Origin of the sequence: Sphingobacterium siyangense, from assembly GCF_023277505.1 — a bacterium.
Lineage (GTDB): Bacteria > Bacteroidota > Bacteroidia > Sphingobacteriales > Sphingobacteriaceae > Sphingobacterium > Sphingobacterium siyangense.
This window is the reverse complement of record NZ_CP080574.1, coordinates 2,580,801-2,593,650: the sequence shown is the minus strand read 5'-3', so window position 1 is coordinate 2,593,650 and position 12,850 is coordinate 2,580,801. Positions and strand designations below refer to the sequence as shown.

Below are 12,850 nucleotides of genomic sequence, written 5' to 3'. Positions count from 1 at the left end.
TATAGGTTATTTCTATTTAAAATTCAATTCCAATCCCATAGAAACAGATTTCATGATCGGATAGCGCATACCATTATTAACCCCAAGCTCTGGATCCCAAAGCTTAAAATCACTCACTGTTAGCAGGTTATTACCACGCAGAAATATTCTAAAATTACGGATAGCGAGATGATCAAGAATTTTTGATGGTAAGCTATAGCCCAATTCAATATTGCGTAGTCTTATAAAACTCATGTCCCTAAGCCACCAAGTGGAGGCCAAATTATTATTCGCACTTTGATAATCAGAAAGCCGCGGATAGAAGACGTCCTGCCTAGGATTATCCAAGGTCCATCGATCGGAAACATTGTCGAAAATATTTCCCATTGCTCCATTGGCACTTCCGGGAATAAAATTTGAACCACCAATGATCCTGTATGTACGAGAGACACCCTGAAAAAAGAAACCGAAATCAACAGCTTTGTACCTTAGGTTGGATCCGAAGCCAAATACAATCTGTGGATCTTCCGTTCCACCGATAGCAGTTCTATCGAGGGCATCTACCACACCATCACCATTCAAATCCCGATATCTGATATCACCTGGACGCACCGGTCCAAAAGTATGTCTTGGTATATCTGATCGAAGAGTACCGTTAGCAATATCTGAAAAATCTGCGTCCGTAAATAGGCCCTCGTCAATAAAGCCAAACAATTGTCCGATCGGCTTTCCGGTAGAAGACCTTGAGGTACCGATCACTGCGCTAGGTTCGTCCTGTTCTAAAATCTTGTTTAGGGCATAAGTAAATGTGCTACGAACAGAAAGAAATAGGTTTGGATTTAATTGCCGGTTCAATTCAAGCGACATATCGATGCCTTTATTGTTTACGCGTCCAAAATTTGCCCAGGGCGCATTGGTAAAACCACTCGAACCGGGTATAGAACGACGTTGCATAAATATATTTTTCCGGTCCTCATTAAATAGGTCAAGCTGAAATTCCAGCGTTTTCCATAAGCCTAATTCGAAACCGATATTGGATTTAGCAACTGTTTCCCAAGTAAGTCCACTATTACCTTGATCACCTTCCATACGACCACTACGTTTAAAATCGTTATTTAAGCCCCATGAATATCCACCGGTCTCATTAATGGTTGTGATATAGGCAAACCGACGACCATCTAACTTATCGTTCCCCACCAATCCATAAGATCCGCGCAGTTTGATTTTGGAAAATGTACTTTTTAGATGTTCCATAAAAGGCTCTTCGGAAATATACCAGCCTAATGCAAAGGAAGGAAAGAACCCATAACGTTTTCCTGGAGCAAAGTTTTCGGATCCATTATAACCAAAATTAAATTCCCCAATATATCTGTTGCTATAATTGTATGAAAATCTACCTGCGATTCCTTGATTCCGATAAGGCAAAAGATCTCCATTATCATAATTTCGCTGATTGTATAAAAACATTCCCTCTACGTTATGGCCACCAAAAGATTGAACATAATTAATCGCTCCCTCAAGATACATGCTTTTATCGCCCCAGTCTGAATTTTTTTCATAGCCTAAGAATTCCTGTCCATAACTATCAATGACTAACTTTAATTTTCCATTTTCGTCCCTTCCGATAGCTGGATTATAGTAATCTGGGCTTTTACTCCTAACGACAGACGTATTAGAGTATCTATCAAAGGAAAACAGCCCACGAGCCTTTAATCCCTTCAACCAAAACGATAAGTCCTGTTCTACCGCAAATAAAGATTCGATTTTACTTGCGCTAATACGTTCATATCCGCGTTGAGTCGCCAATGCCCAGGGGTTTGTCCGCTGGGGTGTCCTAGGTATTTCACCAGAGGAATAGATGGTAGGATGTACATAGGGAGGAATAGTGAAAGCCTCCTGAAATAGTTCATCAACACTTTGGGGAGCTCTTGTCCTATCCTGGAGATATCCGCCAATATTCAACCGGAAGAGAGTGGTTGGACTAACATTGATATCTACATTGGAACGTACATTATAACGGTTTAACCGTGAAGATGAATTCCAAGCCTGTTTTTCATCGCGTTCAATCAACCCACCTTCCCGATAATATGAAGTTACTAAGGAATAACGCAAAATATCAGATCCTCCATTGACACTAACATTCGCCCGTGAATTTCCAGCTTGGTCCCGAAGTACTGCATCCAACCAATTGACATCAGGATAAAGGTCTGGATCCGTATGATTACGGATGTTTTCGATCCGCTCTTTCGAATATAAGCCTTGCTCCCCACGTTCCTCCCGAATACTATTCATTACCTCCAAATAATCAGCTGCACCAACAAATTTAGGCAGCTGTACTGGTGATGTGATCCCCTGCTCAAAACGAGCAGAAACATTGGGCTTACCCACCTTTCCTCTCTTTGTATTGATCAAAATCACTCCGTTTGCCCCCCTTACACCATAAACTGCACTCGCTGCCGCGTCCTTCAATATCGAAAACGACTCGATTTCTTCGGGATCCATATTATCCAAAGATCGCTCAACGCCGTCCACAAGAATCAATGGGCTTCTGCTTCCACCGAAAGTACTGATACCACGTATCCAAAAGTTTGAATTATCGTACCCCGGTTCTCCAGATCGCTGTACGGCAATAATACCTGCAAGCTGTCCCGCAAGATTGTTACTCATAGAGCGAGATGTTCCTATTTGCAAGCGTTTGGGTTCGATCGTCGTGATCGCACCTACTACAGAGGCACGCCTTTGGGTACCAAAACCGACAACAACGACCTCGTCCAGTGCGCTGATACTATCAGCTAATATCACCGTATATTCTCCGTTTGTCTTAAGTGGTACACGCTGACTTACATAACCGATAAGACTAACCATGAAATAACTGTCCTGCGGGTCTAGCTTGAGTGTAAACTGACCTTGGTCATCTGTCGATGTGCTATTCTTGCCAAGGCCTGTCGCGACAGTAGCATTTGCCAGGGCCGTCTGTCGCTTATTAAGAACCCGACCCGTAATGACGCGGCCTTCTTGTATTGAAGCTTGTTGAAGGCCACGCTTCACAATAATTGTATTGTCATTTAACGTGTAAGAAATCTTTAAACTTGAAAAAATCTTATCTAGAACAGTCTTTATCGGCTGCTCTCTAAATGTCATGGATATACGTTTCGAGTCGTCGATGTCATTTGGGGAATAAATAAATTTTAAACCGGTTTTACTATTTAACTCTTTAAAGACCTGCTTAACCGGAATATTATTAAAATCGATTGTTATGTTTTTCTGTACATCAAAGATTGGCTTGGCCGAACTAAATAACCAGACAAGGCTGCCAAAAAAAAGGCACAAAAAATTGCGTGCAAACTTATTTTGTTTGCGGGATGTCATAAGTAATTTATACATTTGAAAATTGATTAATAATTGATCATTACCAAAAGCCGTTAAGGCGCGATTAGGAATGTAGCAGCATTCCTAATTTTTTATGGATTTGCTTCTGTTACATATATTGTTCCTTTCCTTTCTATATAGTTTATATTATTGGTCATCTTAATGATCGCCAAAACCTCGCTGATATTTTCATATCTGCTGATCATTCCTGTAATGGGAAGTCCTGCAATTTTTGAATCTATAACAATTGGAATTCCGTACCATTGTTCAAATTCGAGAGCAACTTCAGCGAGCTTCTCATTATCAAAATAAAACAAACCTTTACGCCAGGCATTTGCTTTTTCGATATTTTCAGATTGAATAAGTAAGATTTTAGGTTTATCTTTTTCCAGAAAAGCCTGCTGTCCCGGCTTAATAAGCACCTGTGTTCCATAGCGATTATGCGTAAGACGAATACTCCCTTCTGTAAGCAATACATTTTCTTCGGAATTGCCCGATGTATTTACATTGAATTTTGTTCCCAATACCTCAATGGTCTGCAAGGCAGAGCGGACTGAAAACGGAATCCTTTTACCTGCAGAATATTGTTTATGAACATCAAAATAAACCTCCCCAGTAATATGGACAGAACGGTTATTCTTATTAAAATCAGGTTCAAGTTCAATTGTTGCCAAGTAATTAAGCCATACTTGTGTGCTATCGTTCAGTAAAACAGAAAATACATTTCTCGAAGGATTTTCTATGCGCAGTTTCCCTAAATCTGTCCCATTGGCAACCGAACTTAATGCTAGTACTTTTTCATCATTGATGGTTGTGTAATGAGCTCCTTGTGGCAAGGTATCTAACAAATCAAACCGTTTCTCTTTCCCGATTATTAACGACGGATTATGATTAGTGACATGAAGAACTTTTTCGCTTGTTTTTGAACTATCGATGAGCCTATAGGATATAAATATCCCAAAAAGGATCATAATGCTTGCTGCAGCATACCCTATTTTGGGTATATGAAAACTTAAAGTACGCTTTTTAATACGATGATGAACCTTTTCTTTAATCTCCTCTCCGATGCGGTCCATATCATTTTGCACCTCTCCCTCCCTGTCCATTGCATCGTACAGGTATTCAACAAATTGTCGTTCTTCAGGATTGGTATCTCCCGAAATATACCGATCGAGAAGATCTTTTAAAACTGTGCGAACATGACGTTTCCTTTCAGACATATAAGATGGTTTATATTGGTTCCTTTCTTATATGTCGTTGTGACTAATGATAATTCCCAAAAAAAATTAAAAAAACATAAAAAGAATTTTTTGGATTAGAAGCTTAAGTGCATTTGTTGTATTAAGCAATTGATTTTGAACAGTTTTCGTCGACAACCCTAATAATTTAGCAATTTCCTTAACAGTTTTATCCTCATTGTAGCGAAGCAAGAATATTTCTCTGCGTTTTTGTGGCATACGTGCAATCCAGTTATGCAGCATAGATTCTAATTCAGTTTGAATATAGTTGCCATCGGCGGTTGATCCATCGCTTAGCTCTTCAACCATTGTTTCTAATTCTTCAAAATACCTCTTTTCCTTTCGAAACCTGTCAATCACTTTAAAACGGACGGCTTGGCAAAGGTAATGATCGACATCTTGAATTGTTTTGCGATGCCGCTTCTCCCATAAATCAATGTAAAGATCCTGAATAACTTCTTTTGCTGTGTTTTCATGTTGCAGGCGTCTGAGAGCAATTTCATACAATTTTTTCCAAGTTCGATGATAAAGTTCGTCAAATGCATCTTCATTCGACTCTTTCACCAAAAGAAAAAGATCCTCAAGACTACTATTGCACATAACTGAAGATTTATATTGTTGAGAAATTAAATGTTGGTTTAAAATTGATAGATGCAATATATAAAATCTAAACGGAACTTCCTACTAAGTGTCATAGTACAACAATAGGTCCGAATCGATACAAAATACGTTCACAACACGATATTAGGGTAGCCACAGAATCATACCAACGCGAGAAAATCCTGAATAATTTCTTTTAAGCAATCCTTAGCCATAACCCGTCGAATCTTTTTCTGCTGGCCTACATCGATATAAAAGAAAATTTAATATTTTTAGCGAACAACTACAGCTTTTATGGACAATAAAAAATTAATGGAAATAGATCAATATATTGATACACTTTCAGACACTGAGCAACAAATAATTCGTCAATTTCGGAAAGCAATATCAGAAAATGACAATACCGTTTCGGAAAACTTTGGAAAATTCATGTCAAACCCTAATGCAATCAGCTTTAATGAACAAGGCGTATTTAAATACGGGTTAACAGTCGCGAAGAATTATATTTCATTCCATTCCTTGGTCATCTATACTAACCCCGAATTAATGGAAGAACTAAAATTAAAAATACCAAAGGCCAAGTTTCAAAAAGGCTGTATTAATTTCAAAACTTTGGATGAATTTCCCGCCTCAGTATTGGCCGAACATATTCAGGTTTCTTCCAAAATAGATTTTAGCCCCATGATAAATCGTTATTTGAAAAAGAAATAAGTACCAGGTCGATTCCCAGAATTTTATTTATTCGCTTTTACGCGCAACAATTGCATAGACCATCGGAATCTTATTTCCCAAATGGGCTATTCTGAATTTTTTAGGATCTAGCTCTGTCATGTTTTTAAAAATGGGATAAGGTGAATAGTCAAATTCGTTCAGGTCTTGAATGTTCAGCCCATTATGAAGTAAAGCACCAACGACCTCACTCATACTATGATTCCAGGTGACATAGGACTGCGAAATAGCGGCATCTTTATCGGCATAGGTTCCCTGCTCTGTTTCAACAATTGGAGCAATATTAAAATAATTATAACCAATTTTATCAAAATTGTCATCAAACATCCAAACAACTGGATGAAACTCGACAAAAATAAACTTCCCTTTCGGTTTCAAGAAACGTGAAATTACTTTCGCCCATTTATCTAAATCAGGTAACCAAGTAATCGTTCCGTAACTTGTAAAGACTAGATCAAATTGTTCATCAAGATGATTCTCAAGCTCATATAGATCACAACAGATAAACTGCACATCAGCATGCGTATCTTTCGCAATTTCGCGCGCACTTTCTATAGCCTTGTCAGATAGGTCAACACCAGTAACTTTTGCGCCAAGTCTACTCAAAGAAATTGTATCCTGTCCAAAATGACATTGTAAGTGTAATATTTTTTTCCCACTGATATCACCCAATAATGCTAACTCAATTGAATTCAGCGAAGTCTCCCCTTTTAAAAATCCTGTTAGATTGTAAAAATCTGATTTTAAATGCGTATCCGTTCTGTTATTCCACGAGTGTTTGTTTATTGCGATGTAATTCTCTTCCGGGTTCAAATCGTTCATTTTGTTTTTTAATTAAACGGTTAATTAGCTACTAAAGTACAATAAAAATTAATTTCTATCGGATTCATCCTTTCCTCAATCTAAAAATAAGTGTTTTAAGAAATAAAGCTTGGTGAAAATTATCATAAAGGTTGTCTATATTTAAATCGATTATCAAATACTTTCAAATTTAAAAGGATGAGGCAAGAACAAAGCCTATTTATATGAAGAAAAGAGATGACGATAAAAATATATAGACCAGAGAGCTTACTCCTAAAAAAATATATTGAATGCTTCTATATACTTGAGAAAACTGACGAAGAAAAAGCGACGGTATATTTTACATTTCCGAGTATTTACACCATTGTGACGATAAGTGAGCAGACCCAAACGATGGTAAGCTTAAATATGGTGATTACGAAGCATTTTCCATCCAATTCGATAGAAACAAACCTTGTATGCAATTTTAATGAACCTGTTTTAGTGTGTTACGAGGGGAAAATAAATGAAATTACCACTTACTTCAAACCTCTTGGGATAAATGCTTTTATACCCAATGATTTAAGCGATTATAACAGCGGAACATTTCCCGATTTTAACCCACACCTGGATTATAAAGATGCTATGAGATCCATCCTGTCCATAGATGACCAGGACGAGCGAATCAAGGCATTAGAACACTATTGGATATCAAAATTTTGGCCATTTGAAAATGCGTTGCTCGAAAACATAATTACCGAAATGTTAGATACAAGCAACGTCAATCAATCGATGTCAGAGTTTTCGCTAAAAACAAGAAGATCGAGAACAACCATAAATAAACAATTTGATCAACATATCTGTAAAACACCCTCTCAATTTAAAAAAATCATCAGATTTCGAGCTGCAATTCAAAGCCACCTCGAAGATAGAAACAAAATAGGTCTGTCTTATAACCTGGATTATTTCGATCAGTCCCACATGATTAGAGATTTTAAAAAATTAACAGGATTTACACCAAAAATTTTCTTTTCCAAAATAGCTAATCTTGAACGGAGCCAGATAAAATGGATTTTTATTTAGCGGGTTTACAAAAATACAATCACACTATGTTATTAAACAGTAACATTGCTCCATAATTATTTATACAATACGTTATGAAGCTTTTAATCCTACTTATGCTTTGTCCAGTTTTTCTTGTGGCCCAAGAAAAAACATCAGCTAAGCTTGCAGCCTATATGCAGGCACAAGCTGATGTAAATAATTTTAGTGGAACAGTTCTTGTCATGAAAAATGGTGCTATTTTATTAAAAAAAGCCTATGGTTTGGCAGATTATGAATGGAATATAAAAAACACGTTAGACACTAAATTCCAGTTGGCATCGGTCACAAAACAATTTACCGCAGCCGCTATTTTACAGCTCGTCGACAGTGGGCGATTGTCCCTATATGATAAACTCAGTAAATTTTTCCCCGATTATCCAAAAGCCGATAGTATCAGCATCCACATGTTGCTGTCACACAGCTCCGGACTTGCTATGGGCTTCAAAGAAATCGCGTTAAGCAGCATAAGTCGCGATTCTGCTTATGCCGCCATCAAGAAAATTCCTTTCGAATTCTCACCGGGAGCAAAGAGCGCCTATAGTAATATCGGTTATTATTTGTTAGCAAAGATTATTGAAAAAGTCTCCGGTGAGCATTACGCTACTTTTTTAAAGAAAAATATATTTGATAAAGCTGGGATGAATAACACCGGAGTTAGTAACAATGAATCCATCGTGCCGAAAAAAGCAAAAGTATATTATCATAATGGCGAAGGTTTTATCCATAACCCCTATATCAACTGGGAGATCAACCTAGGTCACGACGGTATTTATTCAACCGTGGAAGATCTAGCCATTTGGGACCAAACACTTTATGGAACAACAATCCTATCAGCCGCGATGAAGGAAAAAATGTTTACACCATATAACTCCGAAAATTGGGGCTATGGATTTATCATCAATCCATTTTATAATCACGGACATTATTTGATTGCACATGACGGCGGATTCTTTGGCACAATGACTTCTTTTAATCGATTTACTGACGACAAACTCTTTGTCACTGTCCTTTCTAATAACGGCTCAGCCTCCCATATCATAGGTTACGGCCTTTCAGCAATTGCCTTTGGTAAAGAAGTGGAAATCCCCTACAAACATCATCGCGCCAAAATAGATACAACCATATACAATAACTATGTGGGTGAGTATGGAAAAATACGGATATTAAAAATTGGTGGCAAACTCTATTATAATGATGCGGATATTGAACTCATTCCCGAGTCTAAAACAAAATTTTTCAGAGCAGACGACAACGACAGGACGATCGAATTTGTTGAAGACAAAACAGATGGCTACAATTCCATTATTTTAACAAAAGGTGGAGTTAAGGAAGTTTTCCCACGATCCAATAGAAATGAATGAAACGCTATGCATGCTGCTGGAATAACGATTTTAATCTATTATTTGAAACCTTAAAGAAAAAAGTTAAATTACACCTATATCGGTCCAGCGTTAGATCGGATATAGCGTAAACTAAATTATAAGATATTGCAACAGATAGATCAGGAACCGAAGAAAGCCAAAAAGAAACTGTTATCGAAGTCTTTTATATTATGCCTAATCTTTATGACGGCATATCTCATCAGTTTTTTCGTTTTTGATCTAAGCAGCAGTGAAAAGTTGAGTTATATTATTTTTTCACCTTTTGTTTGCGTACTGAGCTGGATATTTTTCCATTTCTTTTTGCTGGTAAAGGATACACGCAATTTGAAGTACTACTTACTGGGATGTGCCCTGATCGCATGCACTATTATTTATACAAATGGTATTTTTGATATCGATATTAGGCTTCAAAACTTTTTCCACTCCTCAAAACTGCCAAATGAATACAGCAAATATGATGACATTAACAAGCTAAAAAACCAGTTTGGGAAACATGAAATCATACTCTTCAAGGCAAGTGACCGCCCTATAGATCAGTTCTTGACTAAAAACAATGAATTAATCATTCATTGTTTAACCGATGCACCCCACACTGACAGTCCATCAACAGTTATTCATACATTCTATAAACTGGATAAAGATGGCGATCAGATTGATGAATACTCCTTTAAGCAGGATAAGGATGAGGATTCAGAAGTTTTATTTGAAGGGTATTTGATCAACGTTTCCAAACATTACTTTCGCAGCTGGCCATTGAACGGAGATACTACAAAAAAAACAATTGAAGTATTCAACGCAAATCTCAACTGGCCCGCAGATCAACAAGGCCAAAAACTAAATGATATTGAAAGTAAAGCCATTTATCTGCTGTCAGAGAAAATCTATCATTCCGATCAAAGCAATTCGAAAAGCTATACGAAGCGAACTTATTTTATAGACGATAACTGGTATGTATTCTACGAAAACATATCGGATGATAATAATTTAGTCCCACAAAGCTCATCTAAGGGCCGTACCGTAAATGATCTTTTCGGTCACTGGGATAAGAATGAATGGGTAACGAATACTACTCCCCCTAACATTAGATCAGTTTATTATCAGAAAATCAAACGTGTTCGCAATAGACATGACCTCAAAACGGGGAAATATGAAAAAGGAGACCTTTGGCAAGGCTGCCTATTCTCACAGCTTATTGTCGAAAATGACACCTTAAGATTTAAAGACAGCTTATACCTGGACGAAAAATGGCATTGGTCTCAAGTAGACATCAACAATAAAAACATCGGCACACTAACCTTTGAGAATACCGACCAATTTAATGCATATGGCTTTTATGCAAATCCAGCTTTAAATTATCAACTTTTCACCAACCAACGCAATAAACTTTATTTAATCACAAAGAAGTGATTTGTAGCTTGGTGTCGCTAAATTTCGGCAAACATGAAGTGTTCAAAATACAAACCTACTTTTCGCTGTCCAAAATAATGACTATATTAGAACAAATCGCTTTTTTGTGAAAATATATCCAATTTAGCAGCCATTGGATCCTAGTTAAAAATTAAATTCTGGAATAGTAGGAAATAAATCATATGAACAAAAGGTATTTTTTCTATATTATCATCGTTATCAGCTTGTTCACTTCGTGTGGCCTTATCCATAATCTTCCCGATTCGGCTTCCCCCAATACCGGCGTAGATCCTAACCTGTGGTACTCATTTGTGGATCAAAATGGTAATTTCTACCCCGACAATTGGAAGAAAAACTATGGCATTCCTTCCAATAAAGCGGCTCGAGATCCCTATTCGCTTATGAAAATTGCCACCGACAGAGGTGACCGTGAACAATTACTCGCTTTTGAACGCAGTAACATGCTGCGTCTGTCAAAACGTATTGCTCCAAAAAAACGTGTGTTCATTTTAGTCCATGGCTTCAATGCTGATGAAGAATCTGTTGTAAAACAATATAAATATATTTCCGATCATATCGTTACAAACCCTAAAAACGATGAAATCATTCGATTTTATTGGGATGGTCTACGATCTACCTCCCCTTTTCGTTCCGCCAAAAACTGGTTTTCAGCGGCCTCTTTTAGCCAGATGGCTGGTGAATTTGGATTAAGACGTATACTGAACAATATGGCCGATAAGGATGTCTTCATCATATCACATAGTCGTGGAGCATCTGTGGTTATGAGCGCTATTTCAAATCCTGAATACAATAGCTCATTTTCAGCACAAGCAAAAGACGTTCACAATGTTGATATCGAGCGGGCAAAGCCATTGTTAGAAAACAAAAATAGAATTACCTGCATTATGCTGGCTCCAGCGATAGGACTTTCCGAGTTTCAATATACAGATACGGCGAGTAACACAAAAAAATTTGTGAATCTCAGCTCACAAGTCAAGAAAATACACATCACGATCAACGGAACGGACAAGATGTTGAAGAAGTTTTTTGGATTCTTATCGAACAAACTTAATCCAACTGATCTTGGATACAAAGAGGAAAGTTATAACGCCCTTAAGAAAAATTACAGCATCTTTTCTATGACTGATTTCACAGGAATGTCAAGCCATGATTTTAGTCGTTATATACGAGATCCCAAATTCAAACAGATGCTTCGGGAAGAATCAATCCAAGTGCAATAAGGTGTTTGCTCGTCTGACTAAGTTGATAAGCTATACGTGGTTCTTGGAATTTTTCTTTCAGATCTACCCTAGCTAGCTATCTTATGAATTGAAAAGTAGCTGCTGTCATCAGGCTCTCCTAGTTATGCAATGCAACTAGGAGGCTGCAGGAAAAAACTCAATCGTATAATGCCGCTATTAAAAAAAACATTAAACATATAAATTGGAATAGTACAACTAATGACATATAGTTACATAAAACATAAAGGTTAATGACACTAACTTTTTCATGTAATCGCAACTATTCTCTCAAAACGGCCATGGTTACTTACAGAAACGGGTAAGTGTGTGCCGCTATCTTTCAGAATGATGCTTGGTATCCCCTGAGCATCTTTAACAATTTCACCTTTTCCGATTTCTACAATATTGCCTAAATGAACCAATTCGCCAACTGCGATGGTATGTATAAAATCAGGGCAAACAATGGTCTTAGTGTAATACCTCTTCCCTTCGCAGATGACTTCTCCCGTTGCGTTGCAAGAAGACCGTTCAGTAACTGAACATAGCAACCCTTTAGGTATATATTTCCGAATTCCTGTCTGTCTATTCCATATTTTATAGGCAGCCTCTTTCATGCTCCATAAGAGCCAAACAACAATTTCTGGATCTGGACTGTTCACAATCAACAGTTGTTCATGCTCATTAAATAGCTTTGAAACAAAGCCCCTACGTCTCCAATTACTATCTTTTCTGGACTGAACCAGGTCGATAACGTCATTACCAATCATTTTTCTTGTAACTTGCTTTCGATTATTTCGACTGCAGCTCCGACATTAAGCATACGTTCCATATCGGAATTTTCAATAACGATCCCAAATTGATCTTCGATATCCAGGACAATATCAACCAAATTTGCTGAATTGATTTGTAGATCACGCATAAAATCAGTCTTTTCAGTAAGCTTTCCAAATGCTTCTTCGTTTGTTGTGTAAGGTGCTATAATTGGCTTTAAAGCCCCGATCAATTCTTCTCTGTTCATAGG

Annotated in this window: 11 protein-coding genes; 5 read left to right on the top strand and 6 right to left on the bottom strand. The window is 37.4% G+C overall.

Annotated features, from left to right (window positions below; genetic code table 11):
* Positions 1-12: 12 nt before the first annotated feature.
* The 3 genes from K2F45_RS10420 to K2F45_RS10410 all read right to left on the bottom strand — a co-directional run bounded on the left by K2F45_RS10420 (position 13) and on the right by K2F45_RS10410 (position 5,243).
* A complete protein-coding gene (locus tag K2F45_RS10420; protein WP_248933499.1) occupies positions 13-3,363 on the bottom strand; it encodes a SusC/RagA family TonB-linked outer membrane protein in 3,351 nt (1,116 codons plus the stop codon).
* Positions 3,364-3,440: 77 nt separating this feature from the next.
* A complete protein-coding gene (locus K2F45_RS10415; protein WP_248933498.1) occupies positions 3,441-4,568 on the bottom strand; it encodes a FecR family protein in 1,128 nt (375 codons plus the stop codon).
* Between the two features lie 66 nt (positions 4,569-4,634).
* Positions 4,635-5,243: an RNA polymerase sigma factor gene (locus K2F45_RS10410; RefSeq protein ID WP_157626019.1), complete on the bottom strand. Its 609-nt coding sequence runs from the start codon at positions 5,241-5,243 to the stop codon at positions 4,635-4,637.
* A gap of 237 nt (positions 5,244-5,480) precedes the next feature.
* Here K2F45_RS10410 and K2F45_RS10405 point away from each other — a divergent pair, with 237 nt between their 5' ends.
* Positions 5,481-5,897, top strand: coding sequence for a hypothetical protein (locus K2F45_RS10405; RefSeq protein ID WP_248933497.1), 417 nt, complete (start codon positions 5,481-5,483; stop codon positions 5,895-5,897).
* Between the two features lie 27 nt (positions 5,898-5,924).
* Here K2F45_RS10405 and K2F45_RS10400 read toward each other — a convergent pair whose 3' ends face one another.
* A complete protein-coding gene (locus tag K2F45_RS10400; RefSeq protein ID WP_248933496.1) occupies positions 5,925-6,737 on the bottom strand; it encodes a class I SAM-dependent methyltransferase in 813 nt (270 codons plus the stop codon).
* A 216-nt stretch (positions 6,738-6,953) separates the two neighbouring features.
* On the opposite strand from K2F45_RS10400, the gene K2F45_RS10395 reads away from it, so the two are divergent.
* The 4 genes from K2F45_RS10395 to K2F45_RS10380 all read left to right on the top strand — a co-directional run bounded on the left by K2F45_RS10395 (position 6,954) and on the right by K2F45_RS10380 (position 11,829).
* Complete coding sequence (locus K2F45_RS10395) at positions 6,954-7,778, top strand: helix-turn-helix domain-containing protein (protein WP_248933495.1); 825 nt, start codon at positions 6,954-6,956, stop codon at positions 7,776-7,778.
* A gap of 74 nt (positions 7,779-7,852) precedes the next feature.
* Positions 7,853-9,160, top strand: a complete 1,308-nt coding sequence (locus tag K2F45_RS10390) for a serine hydrolase domain-containing protein (RefSeq protein ID WP_248933494.1) — start codon at positions 7,853-7,855, stop codon at positions 9,158-9,160.
* Positions 9,161-9,364: 204 nt separating this feature from the next.
* Positions 9,365-10,588, top strand: a complete 1,224-nt coding sequence (locus K2F45_RS10385; RefSeq protein ID WP_145327404.1) for a hypothetical protein — start codon at positions 9,365-9,367, stop codon at positions 10,586-10,588.
* Between the two features lie 182 nt (positions 10,589-10,770).
* On the top strand, positions 10,771-11,829 hold the full coding sequence (locus K2F45_RS10380; RefSeq protein WP_248933493.1) for an alpha/beta hydrolase: 1,059 nt from the start codon (positions 10,771-10,773) through the stop codon (positions 11,827-11,829).
* A gap of 266 nt (positions 11,830-12,095) precedes the next feature.
* Here K2F45_RS10380 and K2F45_RS10375 read toward each other — a convergent pair whose 3' ends face one another.
* Both K2F45_RS10375 and K2F45_RS10370 read right to left on the bottom strand, forming a co-directional pair.
* Complete coding sequence (locus tag K2F45_RS10375; RefSeq protein ID WP_248933492.1) at positions 12,096-12,596, bottom strand: 4'-phosphopantetheinyl transferase family protein; 501 nt, start codon at positions 12,594-12,596, stop codon at positions 12,096-12,098.
* Positions 12,593-12,847, bottom strand: coding sequence for an acyl carrier protein (locus K2F45_RS10370; RefSeq protein WP_075992081.1), 255 nt, complete (start codon positions 12,845-12,847; stop codon positions 12,593-12,595). The genes K2F45_RS10375 and K2F45_RS10370 overlap by 4 nt, the downstream gene beginning before the upstream one ends.
* Between the last annotated feature and the right edge of the window lie 3 nt (positions 12,848-12,850).

What these genes read in the sequence shown, in the direction of transcription:
- K2F45_RS10390 (WP_248933494.1), top strand. Translation starts at nt 7,853, where the DNA reads ATGAAGCTTTTAATCCTACTTATGCTTTGTCCAGTTTTTCTTGTGGCC.
- K2F45_RS10405 (WP_248933497.1), top strand. Translation starts at nt 5,481, where the DNA reads ATGGACAATAAAAAATTAATGGAAATAGATCAATATATTGATACACTT.
- K2F45_RS10380 (WP_248933493.1), top strand. Translation starts at nt 10,771, where the DNA reads ATGAACAAAAGGTATTTTTTCTATATTATCATCGTTATCAGCTTGTTC.
- K2F45_RS10415 (WP_248933498.1), bottom strand. Translation starts at nt 4,568, where the DNA reads ATGTCTGAAAGGAAACGTCATGTTCGCACAGTTTTAAAAGATCTTCTC.
- K2F45_RS10385 (WP_145327404.1), top strand. Translation starts at nt 9,365, where the DNA reads ATGACGGCATATCTCATCAGTTTTTTCGTTTTTGATCTAAGCAGCAGT.
- K2F45_RS10370 (WP_075992081.1), bottom strand. Translation starts at nt 12,847, where the DNA reads ATGAACAGAGAAGAATTGATCGGGGCTTTAAAGCCAATTATAGCACCT.
- K2F45_RS10420 (WP_248933499.1), bottom strand. Translation starts at nt 3,363, where the DNA reads ATGTATAAATTACTTATGACATCCCGCAAACAAAATAAGTTTGCACGC.
- K2F45_RS10375 (WP_248933492.1), bottom strand. Translation starts at nt 12,596, where the DNA reads ATGATTGGTAATGACGTTATCGACCTGGTTCAGTCCAGAAAAGATAGT.
- K2F45_RS10400 (WP_248933496.1), bottom strand. Translation starts at nt 6,737, where the DNA reads ATGAACGATTTGAACCCGGAAGAGAATTACATCGCAATAAACAAACAC.
- K2F45_RS10395 (WP_248933495.1), top strand. Translation starts at nt 6,954, where the DNA reads ATGACGATAAAAATATATAGACCAGAGAGCTTACTCCTAAAAAAATAT.